Origin of the sequence: uncultured Cocleimonas sp. (assembly GCF_947495625.1) — a bacterium.
In the GTDB taxonomy this organism is placed as follows: Bacteria; Pseudomonadota; Gammaproteobacteria; order Thiotrichales; family Thiotrichaceae; genus Cocleimonas.
This window is the reverse complement of sequence record NZ_CANLZW010000047.1, coordinates 1-25868: the sequence shown is the minus strand read 5'-3', so window position 1 is coordinate 25868 and position 25868 is coordinate 1. Positions and strand designations below refer to the sequence as shown.

Genomic DNA, 25868 nt, shown 5'->3' with positions numbered 1-25868 from the left:
TTCACCTTTTAGCTTATCACTAGCTAACTTTACTTGGCTCTATGACCATTTGATCACTCATTTCTTCTTCTGATAAATACGGTCTCATATCTTCAAAAGAACGATTAAAGTCTAATCTCGGTTCAACGGTTGTAATGTCCGCCTGCACACGAATATCGATTATTTCACAATCATCATTTTGTAAACTTTTATCGATTCTCTTTTTAATTTTTTCTAACTCAGTCACTTGATGACTCTTGATGCCATAAGCCTTACCGATTTTCTTAAAATTAGGTACACTATAATCATTGATTGAACCTACAGAGTTTCCTTCTAGGTAAGCATCCTGACGAAGTTTAACCATGTGTAAACTTTCGTTATTAATCACGAATATCTTAATTGGTAGTTTTCGTCTTTTTATGATTTCCAATTCCTGAATATTCATTTGGAAACCACCATCACCAGTAATGACAATCGCTCTTTTCCCTGTTGCCAGGGTTGCGCCAATTGCCGCAGGAAGTGCAAACCCCATCGAGCCAAAACCACCAGAGAACAAAACACGTTGTTTAGCTTTAGGTTTAAGTGATTGCGCAACCAGCATTTGGTGCTCGCCTACATCGACACAAACACAATCATCATCTTCTAAATGTTTAGAAATTTGGTAAACGATCTGGTTACCCAATCTATCAGTTTTATCATTATTGTATTCTGCTGGATATTGCGCTTTGTAGCTTAAGACCTTTTCATGCCAAAAGTCGATTTCATTTGAATACTTTCGAAGATTCAATTGATACAGAAATTCACGCACATCTTCCTTTATCAATAAATCCATATCGACCCTGATACCTAACTCATTAGCATCTATATCAACTTGAATCTTCTGAGCTTCACGAGCAAACGTTTCAATTTTTCTACCTGTTTGCAAGTTATCTAAACGAGATCCAAGCACTATTAATAAATCAGAATTTGCGATTGTTAAGTTTGCGTGACGCGTACCGAAATTACCTAGAAAACCCAGATTATATTTATATTCGCTGGTAATAGAATCTTTACCCATTAAGGAGTAAACCATCGGAATTTGAGTCGCTTCAAGAAACTTCATTAATTCAGCTTCTGCACCAGCAAGTCGTACCCCACCACCTACTAAAACGACCGGTCTTTCTGCTTGATTGATTAGCTTAACCGTCTTCTCTATATCAGCCGCTAATTTAGTATTAACCGCATTTTTCTCTAGTAATTCTTTATGCTCATCACTACCAAAAAACGATTCAATTTCTACTGGATTAAAATCACTTAAGAACTGTAAATTCTCTGGGATACTCACTAAAACAGGACCTTTTCGACCTTCCTGTGAAATAAAATAGGCTTTTTCTAACTCATATCGCATATCTTTTAAATCAGTTATCTGAATGGCATGTTTTGTTATTGATTCAGAAAGAACGACCATATCGGTTTCCTGAAATCCAAACTGGCGGATATTTCTATCACCTTTACATTCACTCGGAGGAACATCCCCAATGATAAATAGGGTGGGCACTGAATCGAAATAGCAATCTGCAATACAGGTCAGCAAATTAGTCGCACCTGGGCCACTTGTAACCGTTGCCACTCCACTTTTGCCAGTAACACGCGCATACGCATCAGCGGCAAATCCTGCTCCCTGCTCATGAATCGTAAAGACATTCTCTATCTCAGGATGCTTATCAATAGAATCACATAAATGCGCATTTTTTCCGATATAGCTAAAGACTTTATCAATATGATTGTCTACTAAAAACTGAATCACATAATCTGATACTTTCATTGGGTGTATTCCTAAATTATTGTTTTTTATAGTCTTAAAGATGAAACTTTAAAAATAATGAGTGATGAATAACTTGAATCACTCTACTTCAAGTCTTAATAATCGAAAGGCATTTTCTTTATCTGCAATGAAGTCAGTGAACCCATTTTTTTTATAAAATTGATGACTCATTTCGTTTAAGTAATGGATTTTGACCATCACTACATTAAAACCATGTTCTTTAGCGTACTCACCAATCCTGGCAATCAACTTTGAGCCTAGTTTTCGACCTCTAAATCCTTCTTTAATCGTTAAGGAAGAGATGTATCCCACCTTTTCTTCAACGTTATTGAAATAACAAGGTGAGAGACCTATCAAATTAACGTTATCCCATAAAGTAAACTGAATGGAACTTTCTAGTAATTTTTCGCTGTATTCGTTTATATTTACTCGATCGCTGAGTTTCTCGAAATAATCATTATCATGCGCTTTGAAAAAATCGCTGATTTCCAGAACTGATAATTCTTTAATTTCAAATTTTATTTCCTGAGAACTCATTCATTTAAGAACAAACTGACCTAGCAGTTTATTCGCCTCAGATTTAGAGTTGAACATCAAAACATCGATGATTGATAAATGAGGGACAAAGTCATTATGAAACTGCTTATATTCAACATCAGCCACTTCTAAAAAGGACAATTCCATTCCTTCTTTTTTAAATGACTCTTTGTCATAGAGACTTTGGCCACCTATGGCATTGACGTATTTTTCAGCATTTGCCCTTTTACAAATATCAATGGTTCTATCTTGAGACTTTAACGTTGTCTCGCCTTGTAAATCACTTAAATAGACAAACTTGGTGTTCATTCCAAGGTATTTTGCAATCTCTTGAATTGAATGCCCCAAATATCTGGCTAAGTTTTTCTCTTCATTTTGTAATAATGCTTCGATCATCGGAAAAACCTCATTGAAATGTGGCGCCTTTTTATAATTGAGCTTAATCGTGCTAATTATTTTACGAGCATTATTTCCAACTTTTACTTCATTAATAGGCGATGTTCCATTAACGCCCATAACTTCCAGACTAAATCTATGACGCTCGCCGTTTAACAAAATATAGTTTCTATTTACATAGCCTTTTTTTATGTATTGCATGCTGTCTGATATCACGTATGTGTCAGACAGATTCATTAGCTGCCAATAGCCAATATATGGAAACAAATAAGGCTGATTACTCCCAACTAGCACTTTCAGCTAGCCTGCTCATAAGTGCGCATATTGCTCAGCGTATCAATAATCGTTTCGGCAACCATTGGCTCTACCCCTGAATGCATTGGGATAACCAAAATACGGCTAGCGATATCTCTAGAGTTTTCCATAACTTCACTACAATTTACATAAGGTAGTGTATCTAAAGATGGCTTGAAGTATTGACGAGCTGCCACGCCCCTTTCAAACAATGCTGTTCTTACCTGATCCATTTCATTTTCATCATCAAAAACAACAGGGAAATAACTGTAGCTTTGGTCAGCTGATGGATTATTTTGCTGTAACTGTACGAACTCTTTGAGTTTTCGCGTATAGAATTCGTGGCTCTTTTTACGCTCTTTGTGAATAATATCTTCTTCTTCAAGCATACATAGACCCATTGCAGCGCCTACTTCATTTAACTTCGAATTTACACCCAGCATCGAAACAGAATCTGGTGCGTCGATACCATAGTTACGAACAACTTTAGCCTTTTCGTAGAGTGCATCATCTTTTATAACGATAGCTCCGCCTTCAACCGTATGGAACATCTTAGTCGCATGGAAGCTGATGATCGACATATCGCCATATCCCAGTATATGTTTACCTTTGTATTCCACATCGAAAGCATGAGAAGCATCGTAGATCACTTTTAGGTCATGCTTTTTTGCGATAGCGTCAATTTCATCTATCTCACAAGCGTTACCAAACACATGACAAGGTGCAATCGCACAGGTTTTCTCATTAATTAACCTTTCAATATTTTTAGGATCCATATTGTATGTATCCTTATCAATATCAGCGAATACAGGTGTTAACCTTTCAGCTGCTATTGCACTAACTGTAGATACAAAACTAAAAGGCGTTGTTATTACCTCTTTATCTTCTTCTTCAAGTAAACGATACGCAAATTGAAGCGCATCAGTACCACTAGAAAGGCACAGTAAGTTTTTTACTCCGAGGAAATCTTCTAACTTTTTCTCAAGTTCTTGAACTAAAGGACCATTATTCGTCAGCCATCCGCTTTCATAGATACCATCGATATATGACTTAAACTTTTCCCTGTCTGGCATGTATATTTTGGTTACATAGATCATAATATTTTTTATATTTGTTAGAATTTAAATAGATTATTTTTGTTATGCGAATATTCTAAAACTGATCAAAGATTAACCAAATCGAGTTGAGACAATTGGTAGCATGCACCATTTAATAGGTAGGTTTTAACAGAAAGGTAATATGGACAGAATGATATTTTGGTGAAATATCTATGAAAGAGAGAGTATTTAAGTAGTAAATACCATTTTAGATAACAAGGTAAAATATTATTAAATATTAGATACTTACACAGTTAAATAGAGAGATTAAAGAGAGTATTATTTTAACAAAGAAGGGGGGTCACTAGAGAATGGCTACTGCAAAGACATTCAATGAGTTGCAGTAATACCTATGAGAAATATTCTACTAGTCCAGGAAGACTAGTAGTTTTTGAGATTCTGATTCTATGAGATAGAAGTATAAAGAAATACTATTTTACAGACTTCAGATACTCTTTAAATCTATCACCAATTTCTGGATGACGTAGACCATATTCAACATTCGCCATCATATAACCCAGCTTAGATCCACAGTCATGACTTTTACCCGTCATATGGAAAGCATTTACTGTTTCTTTTTCCATTAACATCGCAATAGCATCCGTTAACTGGATTTCGTCTCCAGCACCTGCCGGAGTATGTGCCAGTAAATCCCAAATAGAAGCAGGTAAAACATATCGACCCACCACAGCCAGATTAGATGGCGCCTGATCCACTGGAGGTTTTTCAACAACCTGTGTCATTTTTGCTGATTTACCTGCAGAAATTTCATGCCCATTACAATCGGCTACACCGTAGCTGCTAACCAATTCCATAGGAACAGGCTCGACCATAATCTGGCTTTCGCCGTTTTCATTAAATAATCTAAGCATCTCAGCCATGTTTTCAGTCGTCAGATCACTGCTCGCTTCATCAATCAAAACATCAGGTAACACAACCGCGAAAGGGTTATCACCGATAAGAGGTTTTGCACACAAAACTGCATGGCCTAGGCCTTTAGCAACGCCTTGTCTTACATGCATGATAGTCACATGTTGAGGACAAATAGATCTTACTTCATCAAGCAATGAACGCTTCACACGCTTTTCAAGCGTAGACTCTAGTTCATAACTCGTATCAAAATGGTTTTCGATGGCATTCTTACTTGAATGAGTCACTAGTACAATTTCTGTAATACCTGCTGCAATACACTCATTCACAATATATTGAATCATCGGTTTATCAACGACAGGTAACATTTCCTTAGGAATTGCTTTAGTGGCAGGAAGCATGCGCGTACCCAAACCAGCTACAGGAATGACTGCTTTACGGATTTCTTTTGTTTTTTTCATTATTAGTATTATTCCAAAATTAAAAAAATAATTAAGCCCAGCAAATCAAATACAAATGATCTGCTTAATTATTATACTATTTTCTCATAAATTAACGCTAGAGTCATTACAGCTAGTCGGATACATGACATGCAAAATACTTTCTTTAGATTTTACGCCTGAATATAAAATAAACACACCCCCCTACTTTAGGGCAGTTTTTTATTAAACAATAAACTCCACTCAATTAGTCTTTTTACAAACACTAAAATTGCAATCATCTTTCCTGAGTTCAAGGTCATAGGTCATACACCAAAGCTTTAGCGCTGAGCCTTTCTGCGATTAAGTCATGTAAGATTTGAAAAGTGCTAAGCACTCTTATCAGTTTCATTCTTTTCGTTTAATTTACGTAAATCTTTTCGTAAAACTTTACCAACATTACTCTTTGGTAAATCATTAACAAACTCAATGTACTTAGGGCATTTATAACCGGTCATTTCTTCATGACAGTAATCTTGAAGTTCTTTTTCGGTCAGGCTGTCATCGCTCTTAACGACAAATATCTTTACGGCCTCTCCAGATTTTTCATGGTTTACCCCTATCGCACCGACTTCAAGTACCTTGGGATGAAGCGCCACAACATTTTCAATTTCATTTGGATAAACATTAAAACCAGAAACAATAATCAAATCTTTTAAACGATCGACAAGTTTTACATAACCGTCTTCTGAAACAACGGCGACATCACCTGTGCGCAACCAACCATCATCACTTAATACATTGGCCGTTTCTTTAGGACGATTCCAGTAACCTTTCATTACCTGTGGTCCACGAATACATAGCTCACCTGGCTCACCAAACCCTAATTCTTTGCCGCTCTCATCACGAATACTGATCTCGGTTGAGGAAATAGGAAAACCAATACTGCCGTTAAAACCTTCAAGATCTAACGGGTTAATACTTGCTGCTGGTGAAGTCTCGGTTAATCCATATGCTTCGATTAACACATGACCAGTGACTTCTTTCCATTTTTTAGCAGTATATTCCTGAACGGCCATACCACCGCCTAATACTAGCTTAAGATTCGAAAAATCTAATTTATCAAAACCCGGTGTATTCAATAAACCATTAAATAAAGTATTTACTCCCGTGATAAACGAAAACTTTTCCTTGGATAGTTCTTTAACAAAACCCGCCATATCTCTTGGGTTCGTAATCAACACACTTTTAGCGCCAATCTTAACTGCGAACATCGCATTCGCCGTTAATGAGAAGATATGATAAAGCGGTAAAGCGGTGATGAACGTTTCTTTGCCATCAATTAAATCTTTAGACGCCCAATGATAAGCCTGGAGTAAATTCGCAATCATATTTTCATGCGTTAATGCTGCTCCTTTAGCGACACCCGTTGTTCCACCGGTGTATTGCAGGAAAGCAACATCGTCATGACCGATTTCAGCTTCTGCGAAAGTTTTGCCCTTACCTTCTGCCAATGCCGTTTTAAAACTGATAGCCATGGGTAATTTAAATGCTGGCACCATTTTCTTTATATACTTCACTACGAAATTAACCAGTAATGATTTAGGGAAAGGCGCCATATCGCCGATCTTAGTCGTGATTACTGTTTTTAACTCGGTATGTTCGATAACTTCTTCTAAGGTATGTGCAAAGTTATCCAGAATGACTATGGCTATAGCACCAGAATCTGTAAGCTGATGTTCAAGCTCACGATCTGTATAAAGTGGGTTGGTATTCACTACGATTAATCCAGCACGTAAAGCCGCAAACAAAACGATTGGATACTGAATAAGATTCGGCATCATAATCGCAATGCGATCGCCTTTTTTTAAACCTCTAACATCAGTAAGGTATGCAGCAAAATCACGAGACATTTGATCGAGTTCATCATAGGAGATAGTGGTACCAAGATTGGAATAAGCAGGTCTATCTCTGAATTGATTTATCGATTGCTCGAATAAATCACCTAAGGACTTATACTCATTCGTATCTATAAACTCTGGAACCCCTGGTGGGTAATTCTTCAACCATACCTTTTCCACTAAATATCTCCTTGGTAATTTTTCTATTTATCTTTTTGTTTTTTATGTTTATTTGTTGAGTCTATTTCTAAACTTCTTTGCTTGGTATTTAACTATACATGTCTCGTTATTTAATATAGCTCAATTTATCAATTTTTTATTGGTTTTTCAGATGGATAACCAGTAATTAATGTTAAATAGATTAATTACATATTAGTGTTTTAATAAGGCCTGTTTAAAACGTTCAACGATATCTCCCGCTGGTTCTATCTTATCAATTCCGGCAACGCTTTTTCCGGCCTGCCAGTATTCTTGCTTACCCGTTTCATCCATCGATGACTTGCGTAATTTAAACGCGGCTCTAATCGTATAAATCATTCTCATCCAGTGCTTGCCTTTGGGATGTTTCAATAACCAGCTGGCAAATTTTCCAGGTTTTGTTCCCTGTGACTGGATTAAATCGGTATTGATAATGGAAACAGGAACGCCAGTTATGCGTTCACTCAGTACTATATCATCTTCATCAGCTTCAACAATCGCCTCCTTATAAGGTACGCTACTAGTACACTCTTTGGTTGCAATAAAACGGGTTCCTAACTGACATGCCGCAAAACCCATTTCCATTGCCTCGGCATATTGTTGTTCGTTACCTATACCTCCGGCACACACAATCGGCACATTAAAACTGCCTAATTCATCCAGCAGTTGTTGCTTGCTTTTAGCACCTGCATGTCCACCTGCTCTATTATTCACCGCGATCAAACCATGCGCACCGCCATCAATACCTTTTTGCGCCCATTTCTTTTCAGTGACGTCGTGATAAACAATGCCACCATGTGGCTCTACCGCATCGACCACCCATTTCGGATTTCCCAAAGACGTGATAAAAAAGCGCACGCCCTCTTCCAAAGCGATATCGACCCACTCCACCATTTTATCATGGTAGCGTTTTGATGATTTTTCAATCAATGCGTTCATACCAATGGGATTATCTGTAATCGCTTTGATATCTCGCAGCGCTTGCCTGAAATCCTGCTTATGTACAAACGTCAGAGAGACTGGCTGAACCACACCTAGTCCACCTGCTTTTGATACAGCAGCCACTAATTCAAAATTTGAACACGGATACATAGGCCCGCAAATCAGAGGAACTTCTACCTTTGCATGATCAGTAAATGCAGTTTTCATAAGTGAATAGCCCGAATTTTTATTGTTGAAAGAGTACGTAAGTCTGTAAAATCAGAACGTATAGAAGTATCAACCATTATGCAGATTTACTCTTGTCCTCAGGTGAAAGTAACCAATGTACTTTCAAACGTGACACCACATCCCCTTCAGCATCTTTGATGATAGCTTCAACAATCGTAGTGGTTTTCTCTGTGACATTTGCCGGTGGATTAGCATGCCCTTCTGCAATTAAACGACCACGAGCTTTTTTTACATATTCAATTTCAAGGTTAACCACGATGGCTTTCGTAGATGCCGAAATGCACGACATCATCGCCAAACCACTAGCCATTTCCCCCAGATTAGCCAGCGCAATAGCATGAATACTTTTCAAATGATTGCGCACTGCTCTTCTATCTTTAAGCGCTACTTTCACATAACCCGGTTCAAGTGTTAACACCTGAGCGCCAATAGATCCTGTATAGGGTACTGCACGACCGAGAATAATATTATAGAGAAAACGACCTGCTTTGTTGTGCCCCAGTTTATTCCACAACTGGATAACGCGATGTCCCGGTTCTTGTGATGTGCTTGTAGCTTGCTGATGTGTAGATTCCAAACGTGCTCCTTAAAAAGCGCAGTCATAACTTACTTATGCGCTATTTTTCTATTAATTAGTATAGTTGTATTTGATTTATAATTTAGCCTTTGAAGGCTCTTTCAGATTGCAGATATTCGACTTCTTCAGCGGTATTTACTCGACCTAATGTCTCATTTCGATGTGGGAATCGTCCAAACTCAACAATAAGTCCGCGGTGGTGTTCGGCAAATCGGATATTGCCATCCAGCTTTCTTCGCTTAAAACTTTTAACGGACAAATCCTGATCATTCAGGTTTTCACTGTGCATTAAAGGCATGTACAAAAATGAAACTGTACTGTCATCGATATCATTATCAAAACCTTTCTCAATCGCATGTTTGGTAATTGCCACTGCCTGTTGCTCAGTATCAAACGCTTTCGCTTCACCGCGAAACATATTCAAGGGAAATTGATCCAGAACAATGCACAAAGCCAAACAGCCTTCTGCGGTCTGCTTCCACGAATCCAGTTTATGATTGGCCGCCTCTTCCCACAAAGATTCAAACTGTTGTTTGATATCAGCATCCAGTTCTGGCGTAGATGAAAACCATTGTTTCTTCATTTCATCGCCATACCAGAATGACAGTACTTCAGAAATTCGATTATCAATGTTCATAAAAAACCTCCATAAGTGGGGGGGTGACTTTCTTAATATTAGCTAAATCAGGATAATCCTTTGTTAATTCCTGTAAGAATCGTAGACGTACAATATTCAAATAACTACTAGCAAATTTAGAATAACAACGTATCACGACTCAACACAAATAATAAAGCGAGCGTTCGCTCCATTTTAGAGAGTATAGCAGGCGTACTCCATTCCTTGTCGAATAAATCTTATTTATTTTTATTGATTAATTTTAGATTTAATCTGAAATGCAACATCCAAAGCCTGTTTATTCTCAATAACGTCATGCACTCTAAATATCAAAACGCCTGCCTGAACGCCCAATGCAGTCGTCGCGCATGTACCTGCTACACGTTTTTCCGGGTTATCTTTACCTGCCTTATCAACACTCTCTTGGCTAATAATTTCACCAATAAAACGTTTGCGGCTGGTACCCAATAAAATTGGATAAGCTAAATCAACCAAGGATTCGAGATTTGCCAGTAAAGCCAGATTGTGTTCTAACAACTTACCAAAGCCAATACCGGGATCGAGAATAATATTCTCTTTTGCAATACCCATTTTTAAAGCCAGCTCGGCGCGCTCTTGTAAATAGTCATTCACCTCAGCACAGACATCATCATAATAAGGTGCATCTTGCATGGTTTTCGATTTACCCTGACGATGCATTAACACAATAGGTACATTCTTGTTCGCAGCTAGTCGCAGAATCTCCTCTGAACCATCAGCATTTATTGAATCTTCTCCTGCAGAAATATCATTAATCCAGTTAGCACCCGCATCAATCGCAACTTCAGCGACTGTATTAGAAGTGGTATCAACACTTATCGTGATGTCTTTATCTTGCTGGCGAATGCCTTGGATAACGGGAATAACACGAGCAATCTGCTCATCTGCAGAAACAGGATCCGCACCGGGACGAGTAGACTCACCGCCGATATCAATAATCGTGGCCCCCTCTTGCTTCATTTGAAATGCGCGTTTCACCGCAACTTCGGTTTGGTAATGTTGTCCGCCATCAGAAAAGCTATCAGGCGTCACATTGAGGATTCCCATTATCTGTGGCGTCGTTAACGTTGACATGTCTATTCTAGGCATAGCTATCTTAGGCACGGCTTTCTGGGGCTTTGAATTTTTTATTTGTTCTGTCATACACATTTAAACGTAGAGAATTACAATAATTATTAATTAAAGCACACCCCCCTACTTTTGGCGCATTTTTCATCATTTAATTCTAATAACTGATTCTTGTTCCGATTCTGATTAGTTACGAGAATGCTCAGTAGAGAGTTAAATAGAATGAGAAACGAACCATTTATAATTTTATTTTATTTGCTTAAAACAAATTCTCTATATTATGATTAGCAAATACTTACCATTGGAAAACAACGTTCCATATATGTTTAAAGTCTTAACCCTACTAACAATATCGTTAAGTTTTCTTTCTGCCTGCAGCCATGCCCCCACCAAGCTCAGTAATAAGAATCCAGAACCAACCACAAAATCTAATGCCAATCGTTTTAGCATTGGCATGATGCGTATTGCCCCAGATATCTTCGTTGACCCTAAAATGTCGGTAAAGCAAAGAACAGAACTATTAAAAACGGTCAAAAAATCTAAAGATAGCGTTAACACCTTTTTCGGTAGCACTAAATCATCACCCAAGATATATGCCTGTTCTACCAAAAAGTGCTTCAAAAAATTCGGTGGCGTTTATGCAAATGCCAAAACCATCAACGATGATACCGTTTTCCTATCCAACAAAGGACAGAACAAAACCACCATCACCCATGAGCTCGCCCATGCAGAATTCAATAAACGCCTGGGAAGATCTCACTGGAATAAAGTACCGATGTGGTTCGATGAAGGCTTGGCTGTATTAATTTGCAAAAACCCCAAATACACAAAAATAGTCCCAAGAATGTCATTGAATAAACTTAAGACTCACGATCAATGGCTAGACGCTGTACGCAATGACAAGCCCGTTTATAATATAGCCAGACAAGCTATGGAAAACTGGTATAACAGTGTTGGCGCCGTCGGTTTACATGACTTGATTGAGCGTCTAAAAAAAGGAGAAAACGTGTCATTTGATCAAACAGTTCAATCTGCGCACCGTTACACAAAGCTGTAATAAACAAAGTATTAATCAAGAGTCACCCCCCTACTTTCATCAGGTTTTTTCATAGTTAAATGAAAATCTCACCCTTTGAAGCATTATCATTACCGTTGTCATTACATACCGACGTTTCTCGATTGCGCCTCGGCTAGGTGCTTTTTTCCATTTTCTTTTTGCCAACAATCACAAGTAAAACGCCACCCAATACCAGCATAGATGAGATTATTAATTTCGATGTAATTACTTCATTTGAAAAAAGCAAACCTCCGATAGCTGCGATTATAGGCACTGTTAACTGAATAATAGCGGCCTGTGTTACATGCAACCCTGCGAGTGCAGAATACCAAATAGCATAACCCAATCCTGAAGTTACACTACCTGAGAGTATGGCTAGAAAAATACCCTGATTAGATATTTGGGCATTATTAAACGTTAACACGGTTAGTAACAAAACAAAGGGCAGCGTTCTTAAAAAATTGTTAGCCGTATCTAGTAACGGATTTTTTGCACCCTTTCCGGCTAGTGTATAGAGCGCCCAGGCTATTCCCGAGATAACCATCAATCCAAATCCCAATAATGACGGAGCCGAAGCGCCCGGCATTAATAGAACGATTAACCCTGAAAATGCTATGAACAAACCCAGCCACTCGATAAGTGTGAGTCGATGGCCTTTTAAAAAGCCTGCCATAATCATTGTTACTTGAACGGTGCCAAATAATATTAAGGCTCCTATACCAGTATCCAAAGAAATATAGGAATATGAAAAGGCAATCGCATACAGAAACAAAAGAACCGCAGATAACCAATTGCCATTTTTAAGATTAACTTCTCCCTTTGTTCTAATGGCTACTAGAATCAATAAAAATATAATCCCAGAGAGTAATCTTATTGAGGTAAAACTAGCCGCATCGATCACATCATCGTTTAATGCCAGTCTGCATAAAACAGAATTTCCGGCAAAAGCTATAAGTGCTAGGACGGTAAGTAATATCGTTTTCATCATGGCACCTATTAAATATCGCAAATAACTCAAAACATAGTGAATTTTTTCTAGACATGAGCTACATCAATGCCTATGCGTAATGAGTTGTTACTATAGCAATATGAACAGTTTAAAAGCCATTGCCTCGGGCATCTTCTTTGTCATCGTTGCGATATTAGTATTGCAGTTAACCTTTATTTTAGTTGCCGTCGGTTACAACAGTCTAGCGACGAGTTACCCGAGGTTGCATAGCATAGCGACAGCTTTAAAATTTGTTGCCATATTCCCGGCAATTTTTGGAGTGATGTTTTTGGGTGGATATATCACCGGCAATTTATCCACTTCTAATGTTTTGATTCACTGTGCAATTGTTGGATTAATCAGCAGTGTTGCGTTCTTATGGGTAGCTTTAGAAAATGCAGAATTAAGCATTATCGGTATCGCACTAACCATTCTGATGTTTATCGCTACAATGCTCGGTGGCAAATATTCAAAAAGTGAATCCTAACGGGAAATGTCTTTCTATCTAACGTAGAATCCTGTCCTATAAAAAAGATAGGAAAGATATGGACCCGATTACTCAAGGCGCTTTCGGAGCTGTCTTCGCCCAAACTCAGGGCAATGCAAAAAATTTAGCCAAAGCAGCCGTGATTGGTGCACTTGCTGGTATGGCACCTGATTTAGATATTCTAATTCGCTCTGATCATGATCCATTACAGGCTTTGCAATATCATCGTCATTTCACCCATTCACTACTGTTTATTCCCATTGGTGGATTAATCTGTAGCCTGGTTTTACACCCGACATTAGGTCGATGGTTTGGCGTCCCGTTTTGGCAAACCCTATTCTGGTGCATCATCGGTTATGCCACGCATGGACTTTTAGATGGGTGCACCAGTTACGGCACTCAGTTACTCTGGCCGTTGACGGATAAACGTTTTGCCTGGGATGTGATTTCCGTAGTCGACCCCTTGGTAACTCTACCCTTATTAGCAATGGTGATTCTCGCCGCAAGAAGAAAAGCACGTCGTTATGTGGCTTACGGCTTTATCTGGGTTGGGCTTTATTTTGGCTTATCCACCTATCAACATTCACGTGCTTTGGAAGAAGGTGAAAAGCTCGCTGCGTCTCGCGGATTAAAAACATTGAGCATAGAAGCCAAACCTAGTTTTGCCAATATCCTCATCTGGAAAATCATCACCGAAACAGAGAGTTCCTACCATGTTGATGCGATTAGAATTGGCTTAAACGAATCTAAAATTTGGGAAGGTGATTCGGTAGAAAAATTGTCGATTGAAAAGGACTTACCGTGGCTAGATAAACAATCACAACAAAGAAAAGACATAGAAAGATTCCGTTGGTTTTCAACCGATTATATCGCCTTAGATAAACAAAACCCTAATCGTGTAGTTGATATTCGATATTCCTTATTACCGCAACAGATTAAACCCTTATGGGGCATAGAGTTATCACGCACAGCTAAAGCTGATGAGCACGTTGATTACTATCATGAACGTGGAGATAGTGGTGCGGCGATAAAGTTATTGTGGGGGATGTTTTGGGATTAAAGTCACCCCCGTACTTATAGGCACTTTTTCATTAAATTGAGCCTAAGCACTTTAATCACCAATGGTATACAGATTGGATAAACACAGTGCTATTAGGCACCAATTGATAGATGCCACAAAAATTTCGGATGGATGCCTTATCAAACCTACCGCATTTAAAGTATGAAAATTTCTTTTAAAACGGACGTTGTCCCTCGTAATTCCCTGGTGGATTATAATTACACACCCAAACCTGTGACTTATTGTCACATACCGAAACCGCACAACCCACAGCCGTAGAATTCTTCCACATCACCTGCGTATAATGTCCACACATTTGACCTGCATTACAGGTATTCGTTTTGTAATTATAATCAGCTTTCTCAGAAACCCAATCACCTACAACTTTAGTTGAAGATATGTTTTGAAGCTCTCTTTTGCCACTGCTCCAGCGTATTGCACTCGCATAATACAAATTCTCACCATACAACTGTTTAAATTTCCCAGACCTGGGACGATGCACTATATCGCAACTCTTACTCCGGTTAAGCTCTTCAGCCCATTGCTTCGCATAACGTGCAAGGCTCTCAGACCAAACCAAAGCAGGTACACCTTTAGCTGCTCTCGCCCTGTTATGAGCAGCCAAAAACTCTTTGGCATTTGCACCCTTGCTTACTTTAGAGCTTGCAACACTGCCCGCATCAGAATCCTTCACTTCGCTAGTATTACAAGCAAATAACAACACCGAGCTCGCTCCGAATATTACAAAACGTTTTAGCATAATTAACTCACTCCTTTAAAAGCAACTTTATAAAAAATTAAAATCAGGCTCTATAGAAATACTATAGACTAAATATCACTCCCCGACTTTTAGGTGTTTTTTTAAGATTTAATTATTATTTTGATACAAGTAGTCTAAGTAATGTCGAATGTTGTTCCTAATACAACCTACAGCCCTTGTTTGTAAGTACACAGGATATTCATTTAGTTCTAGATGCTATCCATTTAAATGACGTAGGTTTTCTATTTTCGCATCTGGTTCTTACATGTAATACCAAAGTTTTTTTGGGCAAGCAAAGCTCTCATTACATTTGGGTCTTTTACTGGTTAATATAACACTACTCAAATACACACTGCCAAATTCTTCTTTATTCAGCTCAAAAGCATACGCACTCAAGGCAGGTAAAAACCAAAACAGAAATAGATATAAACTCCATAAAATCAAAGCAGATCCATCGGACCTACCGCCCTTTTTTATGATGTGCATACCTTTAAGCAGTTGCCTTAGATCGAAAATAACATCTGATTTATAATTTATTGTAATGAATTAAATTAGTTCTAATTATAAAAAAACATAAAGTGATCAAATGAAAATATATAAAGCTCTAACAGTCTGCTCGATACTTTTATCTTCTACTTTAGCAAATGCCCAGATGTATAAATGGATTGATGCTAACGGTCAAACCCACTTTAGTGATAAACCCCATGTGTCAGCAAAAAAAATAAAAGTTGATGGCTCAGGGAAAGTGAAGGTTATACCTGTTTCAAAAAACACTAAAAAATCTCTTACTAACTCTCAGAAAACGACTACTAAAAGCATCAGAATAAGATTAAGAACGCTGTTAAAACAAAAGGAATTTGTAAAATTAAATAAGATTCTTAGTAAATTAGATCAATCATTTAAGAAAGACATAAAAAATGAGGGAGAATTATTCATGGCATATGAATCATTCTTCATCAAAAAAGAATCATTCGAATCTTTATTCGATAATTGGGTAAAGGCAACGCCTGATTCTTATATTCCTTATGCAGCAAGGGCAAAGTATCGCTACGCTATGTCATGGAAAGCCCGTGGTAATAATTATTCCTTTAGTACTCCTGAAAAACAAAAATATGAAATGGGACAATACTTGAAGAAAGCAGCTAATGATCTGAACACAGGATTAGATCTTAACGATGACTCAATCGTATTATATGAAATCTTGATGAGAGTGGTTAAATCTCAAGGCTCTAATGAAGATGCAAAAGCTGTACTCAAGAAAGCACTTACACTATATCCAGCTACTTATAATCTAAGAAATATATATCTCGCATCTTTAACTCCACGCTGGGGTGGCTCATATCAAGAAATGCAAAATTTTATAAATGAAACTGCACAATTTGTGAAACTAAATCCGAAGTTAAAACAACTTGAATCTGCAATCTATATTGATAAAGGTAATGTACTAGCCCTCAAAAAAGAATATGAACTTGCAAGTCTCATGTTTAACTCAGGTACAAAATTTGGAGAGAATAGTGGTGCATTTTACGAGCGTGGCGAAAACTACGTCAGACTTGAAGAGTATAAAAAAGCGATAAACAGTTTAAATAAAGCAATTGAAATTAGCTCAGATTGGCCCTTATATTTCTATTGGAGAGCAAAAGCATACATCGGTTTGAATCAATACAATAAAGCAGCAGATGACCTTAATTACGCCTATGAGTTAGACCCTTACGATAACTCGATTAGAGATAAAAAACGCTGGGTTGCGTCTAAACTTTCAAGAGAAGCTTATGATGTTAAAAGTGAAGGAGACACAAAGTCAGCGATAGAAAAATACTCTACTGCAATAAAATACGATCCTGACAATGGTGATCTATTTAACCAACGAGCTAGAGCCTATTATGACGAACGCAAACATGCGCTAGCTTTAGCAGATATCAAAACAGCTATTGAATTAGAGCCAGAAAATTATAATCATTATCTTATGCTGGATTACTTAGTCGTTAAATCTAACAGAGACTGGAATCTCATAATCCAATACTGGAATCAATATATAGAATTAAAACCCAATGATGCCCGAGCCTATGCTGAAGTTGCAGGTACTTATTATCACAACAGAGATATTAAATCGGCTAAAAGAAATGCTAAAAAAGCAGCTGATATGGGTAACAATAACGGCATTGAAATATATGCAAAATTGAAAAATCTGAATTGAAAGTTATATATCTGATGAACTAAGATAAACAGAATAATTAAAAGTCATCAAGGTCCCCCCCCTACTTTAGAGAACTTTTTTAAGACATAAAAAAACCCGAGACAAGCTCGGGCTTTTAAATTGGTGGGGCGGCGACTACCAATATGAATAACTATAATACTGATATTTAACACTTTATTACTTAAGTAGTTATATAAATACCCTCAAATATACCCTCTTAAGAAAATCACCTTAATACTTTCCTACAAGATTAATAAACCATCCTTTCGTAGATCCAGTTGTATTGCTTAGGTCATCATCAAAGTCAGAAAAGTTATAACCTATTCCAATTTTCATATTTTTTCCTATATGCCGATCTAAGGATATCATTGCGCCGTGCTGGGTATCTTGTGATTCATCAGAATTCATCCAATGATATTCAGCCATTGCATCCCATTTACTAGTTAAATGGTATCTAACACGTGCTGCAGCTAAGGTAGCATCATTTTTCTCCCATGCTCCAGCATTTCTGTCTGCTCGGGTTTCTCCTAACTTATGAGCTAGCTTTCCTCCTACACCCCACTTTTGATTGAGTTGATAGTTTCCTTCCAAACTAAATGTAAGCGACTTCTCATCTGCTAAAGTACTTTGAGATAATGGCTGTAAATCATATAAATAGGTTAATCGACCTAGTAGATTCAGACGATCGTTATGTACTGGTCTATATGCAAAACCAAAACCTGCTTCTACAAATCGAGCATCGAGTTGACTACTTATTTTATCTTTTGTTTCAGAGAAATTTAGCTTACCTTGTAATCTGAAAGATGGACTTAAACGATGACTAATACGGTTAGTAGTTACCCATTGTTCTGTGCTTTCATTGGTGCCTTTATCACGTCTATACTCAAGTTTAGTACTAGCATCTGTCTTATCATTTTTATGTGTTAAACCTACAGAAAATGCATCTCTATCAACTAGACCAGTGTCTCTCTTGTCGAGTCTAGCTGTCTGAAAAGACGTATTTAAAGTGGTTGCTTTATTTATGTCGTAATCTAAACCGAATGTATGTCCTGTTCCACTTTGTTTATCTTCATGTGTGAATTGATGTTCGGTATATACTTTAAGTTGATTAGTGACAGATCTACGTTGACCTACAGTGAAAATATTTCGTTCACCATCTGTACGATCAGTAGATAACGTATAGTTCGTGTATAAACTATAGTCTTTACTCATTTTATAACTAGCGCCTAAAGTACCAGCTTCACCACGGTCACCCGTGCTGAATTCAGCGTTGAAATCAAGCTTATCACTCAGCTTGGCTTTTGCACCTAGTGTAAGTAAATTGTTATCTTCATATGCTCCACTTTTATTTAGTGTTCCTTGAAGTATTGCATATAGATTTACATCTTTATTTAAGTCATAACCAACTTTAAAAGCAGCTAATGTACCGTCTCCATCTTTAGTGTTATCAAGATAATCTTCTTCTTTTATATGCTTGATTTCACCACTGAGAGTAGTCTTATCATTTAGCTTGTAATCAGCTTGAACACTAGCTGTTATTGTCTTCAAGGTTTCTTTTCTATCGAGCAAGGTAGCACGCACAGAAGCATTCAACTTTTCAGTTGCTTTTAATATTGCCTCGAGCCCGGCTTCTATCGTCTCTTCACCATTATCTAATCGTGACGTAGAAAAACCTGCTTCCCTTTCTTTATACCAAGCCCCAATGGAACCTTCTTTATTGGTAAAATTTTGCAAATTAGCTCTAGCTTCTAGACTAAAAGCACTTCCACTTTTATTTGGTGGAGAGGTAGTATCATTGAAAGAATTGAAATTTAATCCACCATCTTCTGAGAAAAAACTTCCTTGAGTTTGCGAAGATTCACTCTCTGCGTACTCGCCTTTTATGTATGTTCCTTTACCTTTCTTATAAGTGAGGTCTATCCCTTTTAAATCATAATCATCTAGATCTCTATTTTCATGAGCATAGGTACCACCTACTGCAAATGTATCAGTTAACCAGATTTTACCATTTGCGCCATAACTCGCTTTATCCGTCGCAAAGTCATCAGGCACATACTCATAATCTACCATTAAGTAGACTTGATCACCGTCAAGTGGTGTATCTTTGATCAATGATGGATTCGACTGTGCGGCAATTTGTAATAAGGGACGATGGAGAATAATGCGACCTTGGAAATCATCGATTTCATAATCTCGACCTTCTTCCATCTCAATCTTACTAATCGCTCGATCGCTGCCTTTTTGGCGAATCTCTATCCAGACTTTTTCTGAACCATCAACAATATCTGTGTCTTTAAGGTAATAAAGACTACCACCTGTACCTAAAAATTGATTGTGTCGAAATGCACTTTGGGCCTCTGAGGCAAAAACTGTAAGCGCTTTTTTATGATCACCTTCTTTAGTAATCTGGGTGCTTTTATAGGCAAGTTTTGCGCCATATAAGCTACGATTAAATGAGCTTAATTCAGTACCCGTGATACTTGTGTTGTAGTTACCCCATATAGCACGAGATTTATCCCAATCAACTCGGACATAGAGCTTACCCTGGCTATCTGTGTCATCAATTAACGTCGAATCATCACCATAGACGGGGTAATATTTATCCGGATCGAGTCTACGGAATAAACTACGTGGATCTTTTTTATGAATATCGTCAAACAAGTCTTCGATAGGAGCTGTTCCGGTATCCATCTGAGCAGTTACCAGATACTTTCCTTTTATCTTTCCTTTTAGGTAAAAGGCCAAACGTCCGTCTACGAAAATATCACCATCAAGTCTTTCATCACCGTCACTGAGTGTTTCTAAATTACCTTTTACCTCACTCTCACCAATAGTAACGTCAGCTAAGCCGACCATAAACATATACTTACTATCAAGCTCAACCTTAAGTGGCTTGTTATATTTTTCTTTATTATTGTCAACTATGTTTATATCAAATTGATGCTTTCCATCTGGTAACAATTTTTCAACAACGAACTTATTATCAACAATGCTAACTTGCTCTTCACCAACTTGGACTCTATTTCCAGTAGCAATATCACGTCCATGAATACGAACTCGTGAACCCTGAATTGGAATAGTCTGGCGTGCTAAATTATTATCGTATTTACCGGTATTACTAGTATCATTTTGTACTTCCGTAATATTTTCTTCAGGACCAGCGAGTCTAATGGTTCGTAGATGTGTTTCGTCAAAGTGCCCTGTTTTATCTTTAACAGTTAAAACATAAGTAACTTCATCTCCTGCTAACAGCTTTTCACCCTTATCTACTGAGCCATTCCATTTAACTACTCGACCATTATCTAAATCTTTACCTGTAAAAATGACTAAAGGTTTTTCTTGTGCCTCATCCGCTTTTCTATATACAGACAATTCCCATGTATCAATAAAATAAGCATAGTTAGTATAAATATTGAAATTTAATGGGGTTTCAAATTTTCCTGAATCCATTTTTACAGTTTGACTGCTAGTTACATTTAAAACCGGCGTCAAAGAAGCAGGGTCTTTTGTTACCCAAATTGAGCCACCATCATTTAAGCGAATTGATCTATTTATAGCATCACTGACTTTTACATTTACTTCCTCAAATGTTTCATCGGTTACAGTTCGCGTCCCTGTTTGAACTTTTGTTTTAATTTTTACATCAGTTCGACGATTATCCTGTCGTGCAGGCTCACTCATGTTATCGGATCTATTAACACCCTCACCATGTGTGGTAATACGCAAAGTAAATGCGTCAGGTGTATTTTCTTCTGCATATACCACACCAGTAACAGCCGCAATACTGCATAAAGCTAAGCCTGAGAACAATTTATATATTTCTACACTTCTATTCTCTTTTAGAGGCTGATGCTTAAGGCTAGTTTTTGTTAAATTCTTTTTCATCTCTATTACCTCTGCCCTGATACGTTATAATCAATAGATCTCGGATCGTTATGCGGTACCTCTCTGAGAGCTCGAGGGTCAACCTCCACTTTCACATTTTTCATCAACCTAGAACCTAATCGCTTCTGTAATTCTTGCCTCACGGTAAATGCCCGTCGTCTTGCAAGATCAACATTGTATTTAGCGGTATGACGCGAATCGGTATGTGCATCAATGGTTATATGTCCATGACCATATTGTTTAATACGATTTGCCATCAGGTTCATATTTCCAAGTTGATCAGCACGGATATGGTGCTTATCTTTATCGAAGAAGATCGAGCCTAAATTCACTTCTACCATTTGATAGACAGGGACTTGACGTTTAGTAACATGCTTCCTGGTTTCTTTACGATACTTAGCAGGTTGATGTATACGTTTTATCCATGGATCCTGTACCGGTAACTTCACACCGAAATTAATCTTATTGAGTGCAGTATTTGTAATCCTTAATACACGTGGGTTCTCTGTTGTGAATTTAGAACCTTTAGGTAATGTTGCGGCATCAACTTTAATGATGAAGTTCCTGCCCCAACCACGTCTACCAGCATCGACATCTGGTATGTGATATCGACCAAACCCATCTGTTTCTATCACTAAACCTTTAACGGTAGCTAGACGGACGCCTGGTATACCTTCCTCATGAATACCCATGTTAGTGATAGTGATTTCAAGCACATCAGCATTAACAGCAGGTCTCTTCATTTTGGCAACTTTGGTAGGTGTTGGTATACCCTTAATCCTACGAGTAGTAACACGTAAGTCTTGTCCCGTGAGACCTTTAGCTTTAGCGCCTACATGCGCTTCAGAAATCTGACCTTTATGATCAACATTAATAACTGTACCTTGCTGAGTAGTCACTCTATAGCGGTTATTCTTCGAGTAAGGCATACGAATAATCTTACGATGCTTCGCAGGGTCATCCAGAACACTGACTCTTCCTGTCAATCCACCAAGGTGTAGGCTATTCCAACCAAAGTAATCACTCTTAACCGTGATACCCGTTGCGTTCGCAGGGTCTTGATAACCATCACCATCTCTATCATGGAAGACTTTACCGATCAGGGTTGCATCATCAAGCACACTATCAGCAACAACCTGGACACTCGCAGTCGCAATGTTACTAATTGGTGTAGTAGTGCCTGTATCAAATACTTGCGCAGTATTAATCCAGTTACCTTGACGAACCCCCGTGCCAACCTTAAGTAGATAACCAACCTGAACTATTTCGAATGGTACAAAATCTATAGGACCAAATCGAACGGGATCATAACCTTTTACGGGAACTGTCGTTACGACATCATCTTTTGTACCTAACTTTTTATCGACACCCGCTCTTGTTAGTTTCACGTTTCTTGAAACTAATTTAAAGCCTGTTGGTAAATCATCTTTAATATCAGCAGTGACTTCACCATCTACCAGATTTTCTGCACGGAGTGTGTAGTAAAGCTGATCCGCAATACTTACCTGCTTCTTATTAACAGTCTTGCTCAATAGAATTGAGTTTTCATCAAAGACCAATAAATTTGGTGGATCTAATGGAATATGATTATTAATAACATCGTTATCATCTGAGTGAAGAACAAATTCAACAAAGTAAGTCGTATCTTGTTGGTCAACTGGAGCAATCCCTTGCACCTGTACTTCACAATTAGAACTATTAGCAATCATATCTAATGTACATACAGGTTCAGTAGGATGACTATCAAATGACGTAGTCTCTACAGGTATTACTGAACTACCGGGGAAATATCCTTCTGGAACAGTAACAACTTTTATTCTATAGGTATCATCCTCATCACAAGACTCATGAGCTGACGGAAGAATATCAAATTGATAGAATCCATCGACTTTCGTCACCTGATTTTGTTGATCTGCACCAAGACAAGCATCATCAACTGGAATTCCTGCAGAATTCACTAATTGTAGTATCACAGTTTCTATTGGGTCACGAGTTGTACTGTCGTAAACCACACCAGATATTTTCAGCGGTTGCTTAAAGATTTCAATGGTAACTGAGTCATTCACAGGTGCTGTTTGAGCAGTATCACCCGTACCTGTATTCTTGAATTCACCCGCAGCAGCATCTGCCAAGGTAACTACGTAGGTGCCCACTAAAGTACACTTCTCTCCTACTTGTAAAATAGGACAAGTCAAAGTTTTAGGAGTCAACTGTGGATCACTAACAATAACGTTGGTAAGTACGGCTGCACCATTATTGGTAGCAGTAATAGTATAAGTTAATGTATCTCCTACACTGGCATTACCACTTCCATCTTCGTCAGCATTACTAGTCAGAACTTTATCTATAGCAAGACTTGGTCTAGGCACATCCACCGTTACACTATCATCTGCGGGTGGTGTCTGATTACTACTTACTGTTCCGGTATTTAGGATACTACCCGCAGTAACATCAGCTGAAGTAACTGTATAAGTACCAGTCAAGACACATGAACTTCCAACTGGTAAAGAGGCACAAGTCGCATTGCTTGGACTTATCTTGGCATCGCTAATGGTGACATTAGTCAATGTTAGTTGACCATCATTAACTCCTGTAACAGTGTAAGTTAATGTATCACCAAGGCTGACTTGACCATTACCATCTTCATCAGCATTTGATGTAAATGCCTTATTAATAGAAAGACTTGGGATTAGATTGACTACAGGTGTAGTAACTTCCGCATCTACAGGATCAGTTTGGTCACTATTCGCAGTTGCAATATTAACTATATTGCCGTTAGTTGCATCAGCAGCTGTTACTAGATAGGTTCCAATTAAAGTACACGTTCCACCTGGTGCAACAACATCACAAGGTGTTGTACCACCAGTTTGTGTAATCTTAGGATCACTCACAATAACGTTTGTCAAAGAAACCGAACCACCGTTAGTAGCAGTTACTGTATAAGTCAGAGTATCTCCAACACTAACATTTCCACTACCATCAGCATCATTATTAGTAGGCTCTTCTTTGACTAAAGTTATTTCTGGTGTTTCCACCGAATTGTTCACGGTTGCGTCCGGGGCATCACCCTGATCGGAGGTGGCACTCGCAGTATTGGTGATGGTAGTACCCACATCCCCTGCTACAACGGTATACGTACCTTCACACACCAGCGTTGCACCGATCGCCAATGTTGAACCATTGGCTGGCGTACAACTCAATGCACCACTGATAAAGTCGTCCGTAATCGTCACATTGGTTAACGCCGTGGCACCACTGTTGGTGGCAGTCATGGTATAGGTGATCACATCACCGACACTCAAATCACCAGAACCATCAGTATCACCCGAAGTTAAGTAGTCGGAGGTCTTGGTAAGACTTAATTCTGGACTTGCGACCGGGTTGTTCACGGTGGCATCCGGGGCATCATACTGATCGGAGGTGACACTCGCAGTATTGGTGATGGTAGTACCCACATCCCCTGCTACAACGGTATACGTACCTTCACACACCAGGGTTACACCAATCGCCAATGTTGAACCATTGGCTGGCGTACAACTCAATGCACCACTGATAAAGTCGTCCGTAATCGTCACATTGGTTAACGCCGTGGCACCACTGTTGGTGGCAGTCATGGTATAGGTGATCACATCACCGACACTCAAATCACCAGAACCATCAGTATCACCCGAAGTTAAGTAGTCGGAGGTCTTGGTAAGACTTAATTCTGGACTTGCGACCGGGTTGTTCACGGTGGCATCCGGGGCATCATCCTGATCGGAGGTGGCACTCGCAGTATTGATGATGGTAGTACCCACATCCCCTGCTACAACGGTATACGTACCTTCACACACCAGGGTTGCACCAATCGCCAATGTTGAACCATTGGCTGGCGTACAACTCAATGCACCACTGATAAAGTCGTCCGTAATCGTCACATTGGTTAACGCCGTGGCACCACTGTTGGTGGCAGTCATGGTATAGGTGATCACATCACCGACACTCAAATCACCAGAACCATCAGTATCACCCGAAGTTAAGTAGTCAGATGTCTTAATTAGAATTAGTTCTGCATCTTTACGAGTATTAGTAAAGGTACATGTCACATCTACTGGGGTTTCTGGTACGATGAAATTACCAGTTGTAGAACCTGACGCTCCATTTGTGCACAATAGGACTGAATCGTAACTACCTAAATTAGTAGAACCTAACGATTCTTCTACCGATACTGTATCACCTGCAAAAATAGTTAGAGTATCTGTGTCTTTATCTGTATTACTACCCGTTGAAATTGAGTTATGAGTAATATCTACCGGACCGTCTGTACTTCCATCCGCTGTTAGACTCGCGGTATCACCTGATTCGCCATCTACCCATGTTTTCTGTAAAGTCAAGGTCGCACTCTTTCGCGTATTCGTTAAGGTACACGTGACACTCTCATCCGGCATCGTGAAGCTACTGCCAACACCTTCTGTCTGAGTTATCGTTAC

General features: G+C 38.6%; 18 protein-coding genes. 4 read left to right on the top strand and 14 right to left on the bottom strand.

Going from position 1 to position 25868, the window contains the following annotated elements:
- Positions 1-19: 19 nt before the first annotated feature.
- The 10 genes from Q1A31_RS19275 to folP all read right to left on the bottom strand — a co-directional run bounded on the left by Q1A31_RS19275 (position 20) and on the right by folP (position 10971).
- Positions 20-1783: a thiamine pyrophosphate-binding protein gene (locus tag Q1A31_RS19275; RefSeq protein ID WP_299880863.1), complete on the bottom strand. Its 1764-nt coding sequence runs from the start codon at positions 1781-1783 to the stop codon at positions 20-22.
- Between the two features lie 78 nt (positions 1784-1861).
- On the bottom strand, positions 1862-2320 hold the full coding sequence (locus Q1A31_RS19270; RefSeq protein WP_299880860.1) for a GNAT family N-acetyltransferase: 459 nt from the start codon (positions 2318-2320) through the stop codon (positions 1862-1864).
- Complete coding sequence (locus Q1A31_RS19265) at positions 2321-3010, bottom strand: WbqC family protein (RefSeq protein WP_299880857.1); 690 nt, start codon at positions 3008-3010, stop codon at positions 2321-2323.
- A 2-nt stretch (positions 3011-3012) separates the two neighbouring features.
- Positions 3013-4083 carry a DegT/DnrJ/EryC1/StrS aminotransferase family protein gene (locus tag Q1A31_RS19260; RefSeq protein WP_299880854.1) on the bottom strand — a complete coding sequence of 357 codons (1071 nt, stop codon included), beginning with the start codon at positions 4081-4083 and terminating at the stop codon, positions 3013-3015.
- Between the two features lie 455 nt (positions 4084-4538).
- A complete protein-coding gene (galU, locus tag Q1A31_RS19255; protein ID WP_299880851.1) occupies positions 4539-5438 on the bottom strand; it encodes a UTP--glucose-1-phosphate uridylyltransferase GalU in 900 nt (299 codons plus the stop codon).
- Positions 5439-5785: 347 nt separating this feature from the next.
- Positions 5786-7477, bottom strand: coding sequence for an AMP-binding protein (locus Q1A31_RS19250; protein ID WP_299880848.1), 1692 nt, complete (start codon positions 7475-7477; stop codon positions 5786-5788).
- Positions 7478-7669: 192 nt separating this feature from the next.
- Positions 7670-8644 carry a nitronate monooxygenase family protein gene (locus tag Q1A31_RS19245; RefSeq protein WP_299880845.1) on the bottom strand — a complete coding sequence of 325 codons (975 nt, stop codon included), beginning with the start codon at positions 8642-8644 and terminating at the stop codon, positions 7670-7672.
- A gap of 76 nt (positions 8645-8720) precedes the next feature.
- The gene (locus Q1A31_RS19240) at positions 8721-9242 is read right to left on the bottom strand and encodes a DUF4442 domain-containing protein (protein WP_299880842.1); all 522 of its coding nucleotides are present in this window, start codon (positions 9240-9242) and stop codon (positions 8721-8723) included.
- Between the two features lie 82 nt (positions 9243-9324).
- On the bottom strand, positions 9325-9879 hold the full coding sequence (locus tag Q1A31_RS19235) for a DUF924 family protein (protein WP_299880839.1): 555 nt from the start codon (positions 9877-9879) through the stop codon (positions 9325-9327).
- Between the two features lie 228 nt (positions 9880-10107).
- Positions 10108-10971 carry a dihydropteroate synthase gene (folP, locus tag Q1A31_RS19230; RefSeq protein ID WP_299880835.1) on the bottom strand — a complete coding sequence of 288 codons (864 nt, stop codon included), beginning with the start codon at positions 10969-10971 and terminating at the stop codon, positions 10108-10110.
- 316 nt (positions 10972-11287) lie between these two features.
- Between folP and Q1A31_RS19225 the strand changes: the two genes are divergently transcribed.
- Positions 11288-12022, top strand: coding sequence for a hypothetical protein (locus Q1A31_RS19225; protein ID WP_299880833.1), 735 nt, complete (start codon positions 11288-11290; stop codon positions 12020-12022).
- A 133-nt stretch (positions 12023-12155) separates the two neighbouring features.
- Here the strand turns inward: Q1A31_RS19225 and Q1A31_RS19220 are convergent, their stop codons facing one another.
- Complete coding sequence (locus Q1A31_RS19220) at positions 12156-13010, bottom strand: DMT family transporter (protein ID WP_299880830.1); 855 nt, start codon at positions 13008-13010, stop codon at positions 12156-12158.
- A gap of 100 nt (positions 13011-13110) precedes the next feature.
- On the opposite strand from Q1A31_RS19220, the gene Q1A31_RS19215 reads away from it, so the two are divergent.
- Positions 13111-13497, top strand: a complete 387-nt coding sequence (locus Q1A31_RS19215; RefSeq protein WP_299880827.1) for a hypothetical protein — start codon at positions 13111-13113, stop codon at positions 13495-13497.
- Positions 13498-13555: 58 nt separating this feature from the next.
- Entirely contained in the window at positions 13556-14557 is a 1002-nt protein-coding gene (locus Q1A31_RS19210) for a metal-dependent hydrolase (RefSeq protein ID WP_299880825.1), read from the top strand.
- A 175-nt stretch (positions 14558-14732) separates the two neighbouring features.
- Here Q1A31_RS19210 and Q1A31_RS19205 read toward each other — a convergent pair whose 3' ends face one another.
- Positions 14733-15317 carry a pathogenesis-related family 1 protein gene (locus tag Q1A31_RS19205; protein WP_299880822.1) on the bottom strand — a complete coding sequence of 195 codons (585 nt, stop codon included), beginning with the start codon at positions 15315-15317 and terminating at the stop codon, positions 14733-14735.
- 586 nt (positions 15318-15903) lie between these two features.
- On the opposite strand from Q1A31_RS19205, the gene Q1A31_RS19200 reads away from it, so the two are divergent.
- A complete protein-coding gene (locus tag Q1A31_RS19200; RefSeq protein WP_299880819.1) occupies positions 15904-17514 on the top strand; it encodes a tetratricopeptide repeat protein in 1611 nt (536 codons plus the stop codon).
- A 231-nt stretch (positions 17515-17745) separates the two neighbouring features.
- Here the strand turns inward: Q1A31_RS19200 and Q1A31_RS19195 are convergent, their stop codons facing one another.
- Together Q1A31_RS19195 and Q1A31_RS19190 are read right to left on the bottom strand one after the other, a co-directional pair.
- Positions 17746-21399, bottom strand: coding sequence for a hypothetical protein (locus tag Q1A31_RS19195; RefSeq protein ID WP_299880816.1), 3654 nt, complete (start codon positions 21397-21399; stop codon positions 17746-17748).
- 5 nt (positions 21400-21404) lie between these two features.
- On the bottom strand, positions 21405-25868 hold a 4464-nt coding region (locus tag Q1A31_RS19190), incomplete at its 5' end, for an OmpA family protein (protein WP_299880813.1).